This is a genomic window from Trichocoleus sp. ST-U2, assembly GCF_039961875.1.
Lineage (GTDB): Bacteria > Cyanobacteriota > Cyanobacteriia > Cyanobacteriales > FACHB-T130 > FACHB-T130.
The window spans coordinates 12,755-30,344 of the sequence record NZ_JAMPJY010000026.1 but is presented as its reverse complement, the minus strand read 5'-3'; the positions used below and the strand labels follow the sequence as shown (position 1 = coordinate 30,344).

The 17,590-nt window shown below is 46.0% G+C and carries 11 protein-coding genes; 9 read left to right on the top strand and 2 right to left on the bottom strand.

The window, feature by feature from the left end:
• Positions 1-120 precede the first annotated feature (120 nt).
• Positions 121-1,212, top strand: coding sequence for a response regulator (locus tag NC996_RS17355; RefSeq protein ID WP_190527486.1), 1,092 nt, complete (start codon positions 121-123; stop codon positions 1,210-1,212).
• A 200-nt stretch (positions 1,213-1,412) separates the two neighbouring features.
• On the opposite strand, the gene NC996_RS17350 is transcribed toward NC996_RS17355, so the two are convergent.
• Positions 1,413-1,853 (bottom strand): hypothetical protein, encoded by a 441-nt coding sequence (locus NC996_RS17350; protein ID WP_190437524.1) that lies wholly within the window; start codon positions 1,851-1,853, stop codon positions 1,413-1,415.
• A gap of 68 nt (positions 1,854-1,921) precedes the next feature.
• Between NC996_RS17350 and NC996_RS17345 the strand changes: the two genes are divergently transcribed.
• The 8 genes from NC996_RS17345 (at position 1,922) to NC996_RS17310 (ending at position 16,752) form a co-directional block, all read left to right on the top strand.
• A complete protein-coding gene (locus NC996_RS17345) occupies positions 1,922-2,440 on the top strand; it encodes an O-acetyl-ADP-ribose deacetylase (protein WP_190683651.1) in 519 nt (172 codons plus the stop codon).
• Between the two features lie 272 nt (positions 2,441-2,712).
• On the top strand, positions 2,713-3,906 hold the full coding sequence (speY, locus tag NC996_RS17340; RefSeq protein ID WP_190412981.1) for a deoxyhypusine synthase: 1,194 nt from the start codon (positions 2,713-2,715) through the stop codon (positions 3,904-3,906).
• 354 nt (positions 3,907-4,260) lie between these two features.
• Entirely contained in the window at positions 4,261-5,478 is a 1,218-nt protein-coding gene (locus tag NC996_RS17335) for a response regulator (protein WP_190683646.1), read from the top strand.
• A gap of 29 nt (positions 5,479-5,507) precedes the next feature.
• Positions 5,508-5,873: a response regulator gene (locus NC996_RS17330; protein ID WP_190412983.1), complete on the top strand. Its 366-nt coding sequence runs from the start codon at positions 5,508-5,510 to the stop codon at positions 5,871-5,873.
• Between the two features lie 35 nt (positions 5,874-5,908).
• Positions 5,909-6,496: a chemotaxis protein CheW gene (locus NC996_RS17325; protein ID WP_190437513.1), complete on the top strand. Its 588-nt coding sequence runs from the start codon at positions 5,909-5,911 to the stop codon at positions 6,494-6,496.
• 122 nt (positions 6,497-6,618) lie between these two features.
• Positions 6,619-12,042 carry a GAF domain-containing protein gene (locus NC996_RS17320; RefSeq protein ID WP_190683643.1) on the top strand — a complete coding sequence of 1,808 codons (5,424 nt, stop codon included), beginning with the start codon at positions 6,619-6,621 and terminating at the stop codon, positions 12,040-12,042.
• Between the two features lie 213 nt (positions 12,043-12,255).
• Positions 12,256-16,083: a response regulator gene (locus NC996_RS17315; protein ID WP_190683641.1), complete on the top strand. Its 3,828-nt coding sequence runs from the start codon at positions 12,256-12,258 to the stop codon at positions 16,081-16,083.
• A gap of 111 nt (positions 16,084-16,194) precedes the next feature.
• Complete coding sequence (locus NC996_RS17310) at positions 16,195-16,752, top strand: chemotaxis protein CheW (protein WP_190683638.1); 558 nt, start codon at positions 16,195-16,197, stop codon at positions 16,750-16,752.
• Between the two features lie 158 nt (positions 16,753-16,910).
• Here NC996_RS17310 and NC996_RS17305 read toward each other — a convergent pair whose 3' ends face one another.
• Positions 16,911-17,543, bottom strand: a complete 633-nt coding sequence (locus NC996_RS17305) for a hypothetical protein (protein ID WP_242032559.1) — start codon at positions 17,541-17,543, stop codon at positions 16,911-16,913.
• Positions 17,544-17,590 lie beyond the last annotated feature (47 nt).

Sequence of the window (17,590 nt, the reverse complement as noted above, 5' to 3'; positions counted from 1 at the left end):
TATTAAAGCTGCTCGGTTGTTGTGCATTGAATTTGGACAATCCTAGCGAACATCTTGTTTGCAGTCCTGGGAGCTGACATTTTTAATTTTTAATTGCTTACCTGCTAGGCGATCGCTGATATGGCAAAGATTCTGGTAATTGAAGATGAAATATCTATCAGAGAGAACATTCTAGAGTTGTTAGAAGCAGAGGGATTTGACGCTATTGCAGCCGAAAATGGTCAAATAGGGTTGCAGTTAGCTCAAGCAGAAATCCCCGATTTAATTCTCTCCGATGCGCTAATGCCGGAACTCGACGGTTATGGCGTTCTGAAGGCACTTCGCTCTAACCCTGTCACGGCAACGATTCCCTTTATCTTTCTCACTGCCAAAGCAGCGAAAACCGATTGGCGTCAAGGGATGGAATTGGGTGCAGACGACTACCTCACCAAGCCATTTACGAGAGCGGAATTACTGGGAGCGATCGCAGCGCGGATGGAAAAACAGGCGGCGATTGAGCGACATTCGCAAAAAAAACTCGATGATTTACGCAGCAATATCTCTTTCTCCCTCCCTCACGAACTCCATACTCCCCTCAATGGCATTTTGTGTTGTTCGCAAATGTTAATTGATGAAGCCGACTCCCTAGAACCGCAAGAAATTCTAGAAATGGCAGTCGATATTCGTACCTCTGCGGAACGTTTATCTAAGTTAGTCCAGAATTTTTTACTCTTCGCTCAATTAGAGCTAATCGGAACCGATCCGCTTCAGATAGCGGATCTTAGACAAAACAGCCGAACTGATTCAGCGAAGAGCGCGATCGCAGAAGCGGCGATTAAAAAAGCCAAGCAAGTTTGTCGGGAAATGGATTTGGAATTAGACCTCCAAGAAGCTACCGTCTTAATTTCAGAGCCAAAATTGCGAAAAATTGTGGAAGAACTAATCGATAATGCCTGTAAATTTTCGTCTCCCAACACCGCAATTCGCGTTGCCACTCGATGTAAAAATAGCACTTTTGTACTGTCCGTGAGCAACTTCGGACAGGGGATGACACCAGAGCAAATTGCGACAATTGGAGCCTATATGCGATTTGAGCGCAAACTCGCTTCACAGCAAGGCTCTGGTTTGGGCTTGCTCATTGCTAAACGCCTAGCCGAACTACACGCTGGCGAATTATCAATTGAGAGTATTCCCACTCAAAAAACCATTGTGCGTGTTGCCCTGCCCATGTGAATGAATTTAAAACTATCTGCAATTTATAGCACAACTGTTATCAGTAAATAGATATAAATAAACTGCTAAATTAAATCTCTCCCCTTGCTGAGGAAAAATCAAAGTTTTGATTTTACATCTCTAATTGAGAGCCGATCGCTAATCGCCCATAACTATTAACAATTAGCCACGAGCGATTAGCCATTAGCGATTATCTGGTCTTAATTCAACCACGGAAACTGGCTGGAAGTAGCATCGGGTTCTTCAACTAAATGAGCCATATCGCCCTGGTAGTTCTCGTTAATGAAAACCGCTTTACTCTTCAAATGTTCGGGTACATAGCGGAGGTTGACAGGGATACCATGCGCCAGCAGAAATTCTGCCAGATGATCGGGATGAATGTACAAACCTTCTGCATGAAGCCGTTGCAACATTTCCTCAAAATTAGACCAATGATTATGGTGCTGACTCTGAGATGCTGATTGAACTCTAACTGGATTGCGAGAGGAAAGATTGCTTGCCATCTTGTCATATTGACTGGACTGAGACAAAATCCTTCTCTGGATTAAAGCCATGAGAATGACCTTTTTCCAGTTTACAAAAATTTGAGATTTATCGAATTGTGGCGATCGCTTTTGCGATCCCCGCAGGGAGCTTTGCAACACCCCTATGATGGCAATTATGACTCAGCCGGTCTTGGTCAGTTTTTTGTGCTAAGGGAAAAAATCCCATGATTTTAGGCAAAATTGCAATCGTTCAAGGCGATATAACTCAGCAAAAGGTAGATGGGATCGTCAACGCAGCGAATACCTCCTTACTCGGTGGTGGCGGCGTCGATGGGGCGATTCACCGCGCCGCTGGACCAGAATTGTTGTCAGAATGTCGCCAGTTGAAGGGCTGTGCCACTGGTGAAGCAAAGATTACAAAAGGTTACAATCTCCCCGCCAAGTGGGTAATTCACACAGTTGGCCCAATTTGGCGAGGGGGCGATCGCCAGGAAGATGAGCTGCTAGCTAGATGTTATCGCAATTCTCTTGCTTTGGCGGAGCAATACGAGATACGCAGCATTGCCTTCCCAGCTATTAGCACGGGTGTCTATGGGTTCCCGATGGAACGCGCCACCAGAATTGCTGTAACTGAAGTTAAAAAGTTTCTAGAGGGCGCTACCTCAGTAGAGCAGGCGATTTTCGTTTGCTTTGGGGATACTGCCTATAATTCTTACTCGGCTGCGATAAAAGAAATTATTTAAGACAAGGTAGCGATCGCCTGAAAAAATCCTAAGTGCTGTAAGGGCAAAAAGACCCCACCGATACTGAGTAGAATTCAATCAGATAAGGGATGGCGCGATTGCGTTCGCTGCTCACCCGACAAAATTATCTGCGTGAGGATGCAATGAGTGCGATCGCTCTAGCGCTCATTTATCTTTTCCCCACACTTATATTTTTCCTGCTCCAGTTGGGTTTCTGACTTGCTTTTGCTGGTTATAGTTGACAATGCGGTTCATTCTTTTAAAAGTAAAAAATGTCACAACTGCCCGGTAACAAAATCGCACCCGCCCCCATGCCGACAGCAATTAATGTTGTCGATCTAATTGATGGTTACTTCAGCGCCTACAACTCAGCTCGTCTGCGGGAAATGTGTCACTTGCTCAGCCGAGAGGTCATGCGCGAGGGCGTCACCGTCGGAGTCAGCCTATCAGGCGCGATGACCCCCGCTGGGATGGGTGTGGGAATTTTGGCTCCCCTGATTCGCCACGGTTTTATTGACTGGATGATCAGCACGGGTGCCAATCTTTACCACGATATGCATTTCGGGCTGGGTTTCGACCTTTACGCAGGGAATCCGTTTGCAGATGATGTGAAACTGCGCGAAGAAGGCACCATTCGCATTTATGACATTATCTTTGGCTACGATGTGCTGCTGGAAACTGATGCCTTCATCCGAAAGATTTTGCAAGCAGAACCGTTCCAAAAGCGGATGGGAACTGCTGAATTTCACTACCTGCTTGGAAAGTATGTTCGGGAAGTGGAAAAGCAGTTAGGAGTGAAAAATTCCTGCTTATTGGCGACAGCTTATGAATGTGGTGTGCCTATTTATACTTCTTCGCCGGGGGATAGTTCGATTGGGATGAACGTAGCAGCATTGTCCCTAGAAGGCTCAAACTTAGTGCTAGATCCAGCCATTGATGTGAATGAGACAGCTGCGATCGCCTACTGCGCTCGTGAAACCGGCAACCCAGACGTAGAAGGCAAAAGCGCCGCCGTGATTATTGGCGGTGGTAGTCCCAAAAACTTCCTGCTGCAAACTCAACCGCAACTTCACGAAGTGTTGGGATTAGAGGAACGAGGTCACGATTACTTCGTACAAGTCACCGATGCGCGCCCTGATACCGGCGGACTCTCTGGTGCAACACCCAGCGAAGCCGTTAGCTGGGGCAAGATTGACCCCGAAGAGTTACCTAGCACCATTGTCTGTTACACCGACAGCACAATTGCCCTGCCTCTCATCGCCGCCTACGTGATGAACCAATGTCAGCCCCGCCCCCTGAAGCGCTTGTACGATCGTCGAGAAGAGATGTTCTCAAAATTGCGGACGGACTATCAAGCAGCAAAAACCCAGCCTTCCGATGAAATTCCTGCCGCTGTTGTCGAAAATGCTTCTGAACAACCTGTAGCAACTTATCCCTGCGGCAGGCTAATTCCTAATACCCAATAGCAGGCTGCTTTTGGATCAAATCCCCCAAGTTGCATCAACCTGGGGGATTTTTTATTCCGTTTTATGCTCAATAAACTATCTTAATTTTTACTCAACTAAGACTCAATTTACTATTATCAAAGCGAAATCAAATTGTTTGCTCGTATCTTAATAAAAATTATTAAAATAGGGGGGTTTCGTAAATTTACGGAACGCCTAAAATTCTAAAAATATTTCAGTGAAATTACTGAGACTTGTTATTTCTATATAGTGCTATTAATTAAATTAATAGGCTTTTTTATCAGAAATATTTATAAATGTAAACTCTGGTTTTCGCTAAAGTCAAGCGAACTTTGCAAGAAGGAATCAAGAATTATGACCGCCCAACCTATGACGATTACTGCTTTTGCTAGCAAGCTGACTACTTTGAAGGAAGCTCGCTTTAGTGGGCGGCTGTTCCTGAAAGGTACTTTGGGGCGAGAGTGGATTCTTTACTTCTACCTGGGTCGGATTTTGTACGCAACTGGAGGAACTCATCCGGTTAGAAGGTGGCAAAGACATTTAGGAATAAATTGTTCTAATGTTAGTCCGAATCAACTTAGTTTACAAACTGATATTTCTGAAACTTCTTCCGATCTTAGCAAAAACTGTCGAGAATATTATTTGTTATGTTTATGGCTGAAGCAGCAAAAAATTACCCGCGAACAAGTTGTAAAAATAATTCAAGGCATTGTTCTTGAATTATTGTTTGACATTACTCAAGAAGTACCAAAAGCATTACAAATCAAGCAAGAAAATGCCTTAGCCCCCCAGTTGTTATTGATTGATGCCGAACAAGCGATCGCGAAAACTCAAGAAATTTGGCAAGCCTGGAAAATCGCTAAAATTTCTGATGTGCTTCCCAATCGAGCGCCATCGATCAAGCAACCAGAACAACTCCAACAAAAAACCTCGCCTACCGTTTATAAATCTCTGACATTGTTATTAGATGGGCAAAGAACCTTACGAGATATTGCGGTTCAAACTAAGCGCAATGTTGCGGAAGTAACCCGATCTCTATTGCCTTACCTTGAAACTGGATTAGTAGAGTTAAATGATATTCCTGATTTAGCAAATCCGGTTTCCCCGACTTCTTCAGAATTACCTGCTAAGAATCTTCCGACTTCTTCAGGCAAAACACCCGCTCAAGCGGCAACTCGAAAACCACTCATTGCTTGTGTGGATGATAGCCCGTTGGTTTGCAAAAATATGGAAAAGATTCTTACGTCAGCCGGGTATCAATTTTTGGCAGTACCAGATTCGATGCGAGCGATCGCTACTTTATTAAACCGCAAACCTCATATCATCTTTTTAGACTTGGTAATGCCCAATACGAACGGCTATGAAATTTGTACCCAATTGCGTAAAGTTTCTGCTTTCCGAGATACCCCAATTATTATTTTGACAGGAAATGACGGTATCATTGACCGAGTCCGAGCTAAGGTTGTCGGAGCTTCAGATTTCATGGGGAAACCAGTCGATGCAGAAAAGGTGCTAGCGATAACCAACAAGTACCTCAAGCACCTCAAAAACAGTTCCCTCGTGGTCAGTTGATTTTTGTTTTTCCTAGGAGCCTTAATACAATGCATACTGCTTTAATCGTTGAAGATACCCTAACTGAAAGGGAAACTTTTGCTAGCTGCTTGCGACGAGGTGGATTAAATGTTTTAACAGCCAATACTGGAGAAGAAGCCTTAGAAAAAATCAGTAGCCATAAACCTGATGTGATCATTTTAGACGTTGTATTGCCCGGTCGTAGCGGCTTTGAACTCTGCCGCGAACTCAAAGCAGATGCAGAAACCAGCAAAATTCCAGTCGTGATGTGTTCCACCAAAAGCACTGATATGGATAAATTTTGGGGTATGAAACAAGGAGCAGATGCCTACATTCCAAAACCAGTCGATCAAGAGGAACTACTGCGTACTGTTAATCAATTAATTAAAGGTTAGGAAAAATCTTCGTCAGCACCGTCAAGAGACAAGCAATGGAATCTGAATTTTTGTCTGGAAACAAAGCTTTAATTCAACAATTTGAAATCCCAACCGCAGAACATAAAGCAGTCGTGGGAGAGCAATTTTTGCGGTTTCATCTTTTTCCTGACATTACCGCACTATTCCCCATGCACCAAATGACAGAGGTGCTGACAATTCCAGTTAGTCAGATTGTCCCCATTCCTCATATGCCAGCTTGGGTGATGGGAGTTTATAACTGGCGCGGTGAGATTTTATGGATTGCGGATCTCGGTCATTTGGTAGGGCTGACTCCCTTATACTTACAGGCAATTAACCGATCAACCTACACAGTCATTGTGATTCATGGGGAACAGCAAATCCTTGGTAAACAGCGAACTGGTAGCCAAATCACAGGAAAAAAGATGCTGGGATTGGTAGTGAATCGAGTCGAAGACATCGAAAGCTGCGATCCAGATTTAATTCAATCTCCTCCACAATCATCTGTCACCCCGGAATTGGTGCCATTTTTACGGGGATATTGGCTGAAATCAAATGGTGAAATACTGGTGGTTCTAGAGGGAGAATCCATCATGGCTGGAATGCCTAAGCCAGAAGTTTGAATGGCTGTTTGAATATCCAGATGTCTTTCTTTGGGTCTGGAATTTCAATTTTTTAACCTCTATCTGTATCCCTTAATCAACTCAACTCGCCACACTCATCTACCTTTAGCAAAGTTTAAACTATGAAGACGCCTTCCGATCCTCAATCAGATACAACAAAAGCCAATATTAAGCGTCGTCTCCGGGGTCGCAAGACAGGTGTTAGCCATCAACCCCCTCCTCTTAAGCTCATTCCGAACCAACAAGATTTAAACGGCTCTCAAAATCTTGAGCAAAAGGTAGAGAACAAGGGAAAAGAGCAGCTAGAGCAAACAGAGCAAGACCAGCTTAACCCGCCGTCTCCACAACTGAATCTATCTAAAAGTCCCACGCTCCGCAGCCAATTGTTGAGGACAATCTTACCTGTGGTACTAGCACCGCTAGCGATCGCAGGTATCGTGAGCTGGGGGATGACGAATTATCAAGCATCTGGGCGCACCGAGACGAAATTATGGAATGACGCGCTGCTATCCTCCAACTTGGCTGGCGTAAAGGTCAAGGATGCTTTGATTTCGTCGTCTTTGACAGAAAATTCCTTAACTATTGATGTTGCGCGTGCTGCTAACTTTGACGAACTAGCGGTGCCGTTGGAGCATGTGGGACTGAGTAACACTGAAAAAATTCAGATTTTGGCTCCGGCAAGCAAAGCCGTTATTAGTACCATTACATCTAACGGAGCGATCGCGCAGAAAGAAGTGTTGGGTGGCGATGCGGTTTTACAAACAGCCACCGCTCTGTTAGCCGAACTAGAAGTACAAAAGGCTAATTTTGGGGAAAACGCTCCCCTTGGGAAAAAACCAAGCTACGTTGCCACTACAGGTCAACTCCAGGGACTTACCATTGTCCCTTACGTTCGCCAAGAGGGACAATTAGTTCTGAGTACTTCATTCGATCGGGACGGCAGAAAGTATAGCCTTGCCGCAGTTCCTGGCATCGATTTGGTCAGTGTCACCTCAATTGAACTTTCGGAAATTGCTGCGGCTGGAAATGAGCATGGACTAATTTTTGTCCTAATTTTTCTTTCCTTGGGAGCCGTAGGTGCAGGCATTGTGGTGAGTTTAGCACGTCGCTGGTCTGCTCCTTTGAAAGAATTGACGGGTACATCAGAGCAGGTTGCTGCTGGAAATTTGGATGCCTACGTTGAACCTCGCGGGACTACTGAAACCCAAACTCTAGCTGTCAGCTTCAATAACTTGGTGGCACGAGTTAAAGACTTATTAAGCAAGCAAGAAGTTGAAGGCAAGCGATTACAACTGTGTGCCGATATTGCTACCAGTGCCAGAGAATCTCTTGATATTCACGAAGTATTCAAGAAAGCAGTTCAAGGCACGCAACAAATCCTGAATGCAGAACGAGTATTCATCTATCGCTTCAATCCTGACTGGAGTGGCTATGTTGTTGCCGAAGCGGTAGCGCCCGGATTGCCGACCTGCATGAAAATCAAGGTAGCTGATACCTACTTCACCTCTTCCAAGGTGGGAGTAGAACTCTATCGGAAGGGCCGCGTTTTTGTCATTGATGACATCTACAAAGCCAATCTCACCCCTTGCCACATTGAATTATATGAGCGATTAAAAATCAAAGCCAATGTAATTACCCCGCTGATTAGCGGAGACAAACTACTCGGCTTGATGTGTACGCAGCAGTGTTCTAATCCTCGGACTTGGCAGCAGTCTGAAGTCGATTTCTGTACCCAGGTGTCCACTCAATTAGGGCTAGCCATAGATCGGATTGGCTATTTGCAAAAGCGGGAAGTTGAAGCTAAACAACAAGAAGTTGAAGCCAAGCGATTACAGTTGTGTGCCGATATTGCCACCAGCGCTAGAGAATCGTTAGATGTCAAAGAAATTTTCGAGAAAGCCGTTCAAGGAACTCAACAAATCCTCAAAGCAGAACGGGTGTTTTTGTATCGCTTCAATCCAGACTGGAGTGGAGATATCGTCGCGGAATCTATTGCTCCAGGTTGGCCTTCCTGCTTAAAAATGACCGTCACGGATACCTACTTCACCGACTCTCCCGCAGGGGTAGAACGATACCGCAATGGTCGCGTGTTTGTCATCAATGACATCTACAAAGCCAATCTTACGGGTTGCCACATTGAGTTGTATGAGCGATTAAAAATCAAAGCCAATGTGATTACCCCGATTGTCAGCGGTGATAAACTATTAGGTTTGCTGTGTACGCAGCAGTGTTCAAATTCTCGGAATTGGCAGCAGTATGAAGTCGATTTTTGCTCCCAGTTGTCTACTCAAGTCGGCTTAGCTCTAGACCGAATCAGTTTCTTAGAACAGAAGGAAGCTGAAGCAAAACAGCAAGAAGTTGAAGCTAAGCGAATTCAGTTGTGTGCTGATATTGCCACCAGCGCTCGTGAATCTCTCGATGTCAAGGAAGTATTTGAAAAAGCCGTTGTTGGCGCTCAACAAATCCTGAATGCGGAACGGGTGTTTTTATATCGCTTCAACCCAGATTGGAGTGGGGATGTAGTTGCTGAATCAGTAATGCCGGGTTGGCCTTCCTGTCTAAAAATGACTGTTACCGATACTTACTTCACCGACTCGAATGTGGGGGTAGAAAGATATCGCAATGGTCGCGTATTTGTCATTAATGATATTTATCAATCTGGTTTGACTTATTGCCACGTTGAGTTGTATGAGCGATTAAGAATTAGAGCCAATGTGATTACCCCGATTGTCAGCGGTGATAAACTATTAGGCTTGCTGTGTACGCAACAGTGTTCTACTCCTCGGAATTGGCAGCAGTATGAAGTAGACTTTTGCTCGCAGTTATCTACTCAAGTCGGCTTAGCTCTAGACCGAATCAGTTTCTTAGAACAGAAAGAAACTGAAGCAAAACAGCAAGAAGTTGAAGCCAAGCGCATTCAACTGTGTGCCGATATTGCTACTAGCGCTCGTGAGTTGCTAGATGTCAAGGAAGTATTTGAAAAGGCCGTTGTTGGCGCTCAACAAATCCTGAATGCGGAACGGGTGTTTTTGTATCGCTTTAACTCGGATTGGAGTGGAGATGTTGTTGCGGAAGCGGTGACAACCGGCTTACCTTCGTGCCTGAAAATGACCGTGACCGATACTTACTTCACCGACTCGAATGTGGGTGTAGAAAAGTATCGCAAGGGTCGTGTATTTGTCATTAATGACATCTATCAAGCCAATCTTACAGGTTGTCACATTGAGCTGTACGAGCGATTAAAAATCAAAGCCAATGTAATTACCCCGATTGTCAGCGGTGACAAACTATTAGGCTTGATGTGTACGCAGCAGTGTTCTACTCCTCGGACTTGGCAGCAGTATGAAGTAGATTTTTGCTCGCAGTTATCTACTCAAATCGGCTTAGCTTTAGACCGAATCAGTTTCCTCAAACAGAAGGAAGCGGAAGCCAAACAGCGAGAAGTCGAAGCCAATTTGACACAATTGTTTGCAGATATTGCCAACAGCGCTCGTGAATCTCTCGATGTCAAAGAGGTTTTCGAGAAAGCAGTGATTGGCGCTCAACAAATCCTGAATGCGGAACGGGTGTTTTTGTATCGCTTTAACCCGGACTGGAGTGGGAATGTAGTTGCGGAAGCGGTGACGCCCGGATTACCGACCTGCATGAACATGAAAGTAGCAGATACCTATTTCACCGACTCAGAGGCGGGGGTAGAGTTGTACCGCAAAGGTCGCGTGTTTGTTATCGATGACATTTATCAAGCGAATCTCGCCCCTTGTCACGTTGAGTTGTACGAGCGATTAAAAATCAAAGCCAATGTGATCACCCCGATTGTTAGCGGTGACAAACTACTGGGCTTAATGTGTACCCAGCAGTGTTCAACCCCTCGGACTTGGCAGCAGTCTGAAGTCGCTATCTGCACGCAGTTGTCCACTCAAGTTGGTTTGGCGATAGACCGCATCAGCTATCTGGAACAGAAAGAAGCTCAAGCCACGCGATCGCAACTTTTGTCAATGATTACCCTCCGCATTCGGGAATCTCTGAAGCTGGAAGACATTCTGAATACAGCGGTCGAAGAGGTGCGACGCGCGTTTAAAACAGATCGCTTAATCGTCTATCGCTTCGATGCGAACTGGGATGGGACGGTAATTGCAGAATCTGTAGCGATGGGTTGGATGCCCACTCAAGGCGTCAAAATCGAAGATACCTGCTTGAAAGAGACGCAGGGGGGAAGCTACAACAAAGGGCGCATTCGTGCCATTGAGGATATTTATCAAGCGGGTCTGAACGAGTGTCACATTAAAATGTTGGAGCGCTTTCAAGTCAAAGCTAACTTGGTCGTGCCCATCGTAGTAGATAACGAGCTATTCGGCTTGATGATTGCTCATCAATGTTCGGGGACTCGCATTTGGCAGAAGGGTGAAATCGATTTGTTCACCCAGTTGACAACTCAAGTGGGTATTGCCCTCAACCAAGCGACGCTGCTGGAACAGATTCAAACTTTGCTGGCGGCGCAAGAGGAAGCGACCCGCCAACAATCTGCAAATGCCGAACAGCAAAGGTCAGCCAAGGAAGCCCTGCAAAAACGAGCGCTGGAACTGCTGCTGGAAGTCGATCCTGTCAGTAAAGGAGACCTCACCATTCGGGCGCAGGTGACTGAGGATGAAATCGGCACGATTGCTGACTCCTACAATGCCACGATCGGTAGCTTACGGAAAATTGTTAGCCAGGTGCAAACCGCCGCCAAACAAGTGGCAGCAACCACCAGCAGCAATGAAGTCTCTGTTCAAGAGCTATCGGCAGAAGCTTTACGGCAATCAGAGGAAATTTTAGCTGCTCTGGATCGAATTCAGGAAATGTCCACCTCGATTCGAGCGGTTGCTGCCAATGCCGAACAAGCGGAAGCTGCGGTTCAACAAGCGACGCAGATTGTGAAGGAGGGTGACGCTGCCATGAACCGCACGGTGGACGGGATTCTAGCGATTCGGGAAACTGTTGCAGAAACCTCTAAAAAAGTCAAGCGTTTGGGCGAATCTTCGCAAAAGATTTCCAAAGTGGTGAACCTAATTGGCACCTTTGCCGCTCAAACGAACTTGTTGGCGCTCAATGCTTCAATTGAGGCGGCACGCGCTGGCGAAGAGGGTCGAGGCTTCGCCGTCGTTGCGGATGAAGTGCGATCGCTAGCGCGGCAATCGGCGGCAGCAACGGCGGAAATCGAAAAGCTGGTTGCAGGCATTCAAGCAGAAACTAATGAGGTGGTAGCGGCGATGGAAGCGGGCACCGAGCAGGTCGTTACAGGGACGAAACTGGTGGATGAAACCCGCCAAAGCCTGAACAAAATTACGACTGCCAGCGCCCAGATCAGCGCCTTGGTGGAAGCGATCGCCCAAGCGGCTGTCGTGCAATCCAAAGCTTCCGATGCAGTCACCAAAACCATGACCGATGTGGCAGCGATCGCCACCAAAACCTCAACGGGAGCCACCGATGTATCGGCATCCTTTAAGGAATTGCTAGCGTTGGCGCAAGAACTGCAAGCAAACGTGGGTCGATTTAAAGTTAGCTAATGGGTAATTGGTAATGGGTAATTGGTAATGGGGTAATTGGTAATGGGTAATTGGTAATGGGTAGTTGGTAATGGGTAGTTGGTAATGGGAAGAATCCAGCCAACTATCAATTACTAAACCCCTTTTCCCCAATTATCAATTACCAATTCCCAATTCCCATACGCCTATTCCCCAATTACCAATTACCTAATTACCAATTACCAATTCAGTATTATGGCACTCGACTCTGATATCCGCGACCAAGCCTATCAGTTCTTCATTCAAGAAGCTCCAGAGCTGTTGCAGGTCATCGAATCGGAACTGCTGACGCTCAAGACAGAGCGGACTACTGCTAAAATTCACAGTCTCATGCGTGCGGCTCACTCGATTAAAGGGGGATCTGCTTGCGTGGGACTCGAAACAATCAAAACGATAGCTCACCGCCTTGAAGACATCTTTAAGGCGCTCCACAACAAAGAGTTAGAGATTGATGCCGAACTAGAAAGCTTATTGCTGCAAGCCTATGATTGTCTCCGCCTCCCTTTAACGGAGCAGATTCTGGCGGGTCATTTCAACGCAGAACAGGCGATCGCGATCGCCGAACCCGTGTTTGCCAAAATTGAAGCACAATTAGGAGATTTCCTCACCGGAGAGGAAGTTTTACCCAATGCGGTGGAATTGGGAATTGATATAACCTTATCGATATTTGAAGTGGACGTGGCGCAGGAACTAGAGCGCCTCACCCATGTTTTAGCCCATCCTGAAAGCAATCAAGTAGCCGGAGAATTGCGGGCACTCGCTGATGTATTTACCGGAATCTCAGAATTATTAAGTTTGCCAGGATTTGGAGCGATCGCGCAAACTACTTTGGCGGCGCTCGATGCTCATCCCGAACAAGCCTTGCAGATTGCTCAACTGGCATTAGCTGATTTTCAGGCAGGGAGAGAAGGCGTACTCGCAGGCGATCGCTCGCTTGGCGGTTCTCCCTCTACCACTTTAACAAAACTTGCTACTTCTCCTGTTCAAACTTCGCCCGTAGCAACGGTTACAGGCGTCCAACGGGCTCCCGAATTAGAGCTACTGACACTGACTGAAGATGAAGAGGAATCAGCGCTCTCCTTTTCCTTTTCTTCTATTGAAGATATTTTTGGTAGCTCTGCCCTCCCTTCTGAAATCAATGAAGATTTCCTAGACGTTTCGGCACTATTCACATCTGAAGAAATTTCCGAAACAGAGTTAGGCATTCCAGGGGAAACGCTAACTTCTATCGCTGCTTTCGACGAAATTCTTGATTTCTCAGATTCCAGCCTATCAACTCAAAATCAACTCCCTCTTCTCAAAGTTGATGAACCTGAGCATCTAACCTTAACTACAGATGAGGAAAGTCTCAAACCAAACTTAGACGAGCGAAAACAGAAACAAACTTCAGATAAAATTTTTAAGGATTCAAAATTAACAGCAGAAACTACAGATTTTTATAATAATTCATCTTTCGACGGGCTGAAACTTCCGGCGCTACCAGCAGCTAATCTAAATCAAGAATTTGAGTTAATCGCTCAAGAAGAAATCCTCGCTTCCCCTCCTTCTCTAGATGAAGTTTTTGGTAGTTTTGCCTCAAATTTACCAGGGATAGAGATTGAAAATTTATCCTCTTTTGAAGTAGCAGAGGCGATAGCGCAGGTTGAGGAAATTCCTGAATTAGAGCTAGCTATTGAAGAAACTAACCTAGTTACTATTTCACCGCCAGCTCCAGAAATACACTCAGAATTAATTGAAACAAAATCCCCAACGAATATTCAAGCAGTTGTTCAGAAAATCGAGCAATTATTTGAGACTTTACCTTCCGTAACCGAGCTTCCGGTCAATCTAGCCAACCCAGAAAATTCGCCTCAGCTAATTCAGGCTGAAATCGACAAACTAGGATCTAAAACCTCTAAACCCGCTAAATTGCCTGCTGCCAAAGACAAGAAGGAAACCATCGCCCCTACCAATTCTACTCCCCAACTTTCTGTTCGCGTTGACTTAGATCGACTGGAACGAATGAATAACTTGGTGGGTGAACTTGCCATTAACCGAAACGGTCTTTTCCTCCAAAACGAACAACTGCAAGCAACGGTGCAAGAACTGCTGCGGCGGTTTACTAAATTTCAGGAAATCGCCAATCATCTGCGCGATTTATCAGACCAGATGATAGTGGCTCCAGAACGCCATTCTATTGCGTCAGACCAGCAAACTTTCATACCTCGAAAAGCAGAAAAGCCGGATGTAAAAACGCGATTTCCTGCGTCTGAAACTGAGCAAAATACAGAGCCAAATACTCTTTCTTCCAGCACCTCTACACCCCTAACTTCTTCGTTTGACTCCCTAGAGATGGACAGCTATGGAGCATTGCACTCAATGGTGCAAGAGAGCCTCGAAGAGATGGTGCAACTCGAAGAAATCGTCGGGGATGTGGCACACTTAGCTGGACAGTCAAGCCAAACTTTAGAAAGTCAACGTCAAATGATCGCCCACTTGCGGGATGATTTGATGTGGGCGCGGATGCTTCCCCTGCGCGAAGTGTTGAGTCGCTTTCCTAGAGTTTTGCGCGACCTTTCCACAAAATACAAAAAGCCAGTCGAGCTGAAATTAAGCGGGACGGGAGTTTTAGTTGATAAAGCCGCTTTAGAAAAACTCAACGATCCTTTACTGCACTTGCTCCGCAATGCCTTCGATCACGGGATTGAGCCACCAGAAGTACGCCGTCAGCAAGGGAAACCGGAGCGGGGTCAGATTGAAATTCAGGCTTATCATCAGGGGAGTCACACGATTATTGAAGTACGGGATGACGGTCAAGGAGTCAACCTAGAACGCATCCGTTTGAAAGCACTAGAGTTGGGGTTGCTTTCACCAGAACAAGTGGTTACAACTTCAACCACTCGACTTTTAGATTTACTATTTGAGCCAGGATTTTCCACTGCGGCTCAAGTCAGCGAACTGTCGGGTCGAGGTGTGGGATTAGATGTGGCGCGATCGCAACTGCGATCGCTCAAAGGCACCATCACCGTCACGACCACGCCTGGAAAAGGTACCACCTTTACCTTACGCATCCCGCTGACGCTGACGATTGCCAAATTACTCGTCTGCTTGGTTGGTTCCACTGCTTACGCCTTCCCCGCGGACAGCATTGAAGAGATCGTCATTCCGAAAACTGACCAGATGAAGCACTCTGGAAAACAGAGATTCTTGCACTGGCGCAAGCGAATCGTTCCTGTCTATCACTTATCAGAATTACTGGACTATAGTTGTCCGTTGCCTGAATCAATTCCCAGCCAAGCTTTAGTCGCCGTTCCCACTCCCGAAGCTTGGGCACCACCGATGCTGCTAATCCGCCGAGATAACCAAATTCTTGCCTTAGAAATCGATCGCTTGGTCACAGAGCAAGAATTGGTGATCAAACCCTTTGGTGCAGCGATCGCGCCTCCAAGTTATATTTACGGTTGCACGATTTTAGGAGATGGGAGCCTGATTCCGGTAATTGATGGGGCAACGCTTCTCACCCAGATGGTTGGGCAAAATAAGAACGCGATCGCTACGACTACTTTCACCGATCTGCCAACTGCTTCCCCCATCCAAACTGCATCAATTGACAAAACTAAAGTATCCGTAAACACAGCTAAATCGCCTTTGATATTAATCGTAGATGACTCCATTACCCTGAGACAAACTTTAGCTTTAACACTCCAAAAAGCAGGATACCGCGTTTTACAAGCAAGAGATGGACGGGAAGCCATCGAACAGTTACAGCAAAATTCCAACATTCAAATGGTCGTTTGCGATGTAGAAATGCCAAATCTAAATGGCTTTGAATTTCTCAACCATCGTCGTCAAGATCCGCAGCTATCAAAAATACCCGTAGCGATGCTGACTTCCCGCAGCAGTGAAAAACATCGACAATTAGCCACTCACTTGGGAGCCAGTGCTTACTTTAGCAAACCTTACTTAGAGCAAGAATTCTTAGCAGCCCTCAAAGCCCTTTTTGAAAAAAGTGGGTCTTTAGGAGCTGCCGTTCGTAGCTCATAATAATGGGAGCATCTCAATGTTTTTAAAAACATCAATTACAGTCCAGAAACCCACCCCACCCCTCTGGGTGAATCGGGAGGGATGAATCCTACTTTCCCCTGAAAAAAAGGCATGAACAGCACTTTAATCAACTCAACCCCCCCAGATTTCGATCGGTTAGATGTTTCCGCGTCTGTACCCGCTATTAAAGTGCTTGTGTTTAGCATTGGTAGCTTAAACTTGGGTTTGCGGATTGAGTCTATCTACAAAGTGCTGAATTCTACCCAAATTTTTGGCAGCGAACTGAATGGAGTCGGTATTGCTCATGTAGGCGATCGCGAAGTGACTGTTTTGAATCTACAGCAGCGGTTATTTTCATCCAACTCAACCCACGAAACCCCTCAGGGAGCCTACCTGATCGTTCTTCAAAATACCGAAAGAGAGTTGTATGGTATCCCCGTTGAAACCGTTCCCGCTTTGATAGATGTACCCTTATCCACGATTCGAGTCTTACCCGAATCCTTTCGTCACGCTAATACCCTAGGGATAGCCAGTCACGTTGCTGTCATTTCTCAACCAGAAACTTCTCTAACCTTATTTCTGTTAGATATTGATACAACAACAAAACTTTCTGGGGGCAATTTCGCTCTGCCACCTGCTACGGACGAGGAGACACGGCAGCATCAATAATACTCGGTTGGAATAGGTAGGAGTTAGCGATCGCATCCTCATCTCTTTTCAGCGCGATCGCTCTCGTTAATTGATATTGACTCACAACAAAATCCCCCAAATTTACCCCCTTAAAAAGAGGAGGTAAATTTGGGGGAGCAAAATAATGAAATTGTCGATTAGCGGATTGGCGGACAGGGAACGGGTGGAAAACCTCCCGCCTCAATCACGAAGTCATCGAAATCCTCATCTTTTCCTGGTTGGGGTAGCCCTGTATCATCCCAGGCGATGCGAACACCAGTAATTTCTTCGTTCGTGCCCCCATCCAATCTGCCATTAAACGCAGCTGCTAGGTTGGTGGTGGATCTGACACTGCGGCGAGTTTGACCTGTAGGGCTAACAGATTCCAGGTAGAAAGCATACCGGGTATTCGCTTTAAAAGTATATTCGCTGAGTCGATTTTCTACAGCTCCCCCATCAACTGTCCCCAGAAAATCGATTGCCGTGCCAATATTATTTTGACCGGGCGAGGAAGGCTGAGGCTGTTCGCTTCCGAAGCCGTCATAGGGTTTGACTTCCTGAAACAGCACCGTCTCTTCACCCGTATCTAAATTGACAACGCCAAGCGTTGATCGATAAGCTCCGTGGGACTCTTTGAATTCAAATTCAATCGTCGTATCCACCGGGAACTGGACAGCTTCATTGCCAAACAAATCTTCAGCGTGAACGGGCGTTGCCACGCCCATAAACCCAGCCGCGATCGCTCCCAGCAGCCACTTGAACCCGGCGGTTCTACCGTTTTTACGCTTCATCTGCCTCATCGTATTCTTGCTCCTGCTCACACTAAAATGACTCTGCA

Bases quoted from the DNA above. Each gene is read 5' to 3' on its own strand.
- NC996_RS17325 (WP_190437513.1), top strand. From the start codon at position 5,909: ATGGAATCTGAATTTTTGTCTGGAAACAAAGCTTTAATTCAACAATTT.
- NC996_RS17320 (WP_190683643.1), top strand. From the start codon at position 6,619: ATGAAGACGCCTTCCGATCCTCAATCAGATACAACAAAAGCCAATATT.
- speY (WP_190412981.1), top strand. From the start codon at position 2,713: ATGTCACAACTGCCCGGTAACAAAATCGCACCCGCCCCCATGCCGACA.
- NC996_RS17345 (WP_190683651.1), top strand. From the start codon at position 1,922: ATGATTTTAGGCAAAATTGCAATCGTTCAAGGCGATATAACTCAGCAA.
- NC996_RS17330 (WP_190412983.1), top strand. From the start codon at position 5,508: ATGCATACTGCTTTAATCGTTGAAGATACCCTAACTGAAAGGGAAACT.
- NC996_RS17315 (WP_190683641.1), top strand. From the start codon at position 12,256: ATGGCACTCGACTCTGATATCCGCGACCAAGCCTATCAGTTCTTCATT.
- NC996_RS17305 (WP_242032559.1), bottom strand. From the start codon at position 17,543: ATGAAGCGTAAAAACGGTAGAACCGCCGGGTTCAAGTGGCTGCTGGGA.
- NC996_RS17310 (WP_190683638.1), top strand. From the start codon at position 16,195: ATGAACAGCACTTTAATCAACTCAACCCCCCCAGATTTCGATCGGTTA.
- NC996_RS17355 (WP_190527486.1), top strand. From the start codon at position 121: ATGGCAAAGATTCTGGTAATTGAAGATGAAATATCTATCAGAGAGAAC.
- NC996_RS17335 (WP_190683646.1), top strand. From the start codon at position 4,261: ATGACCGCCCAACCTATGACGATTACTGCTTTTGCTAGCAAGCTGACT.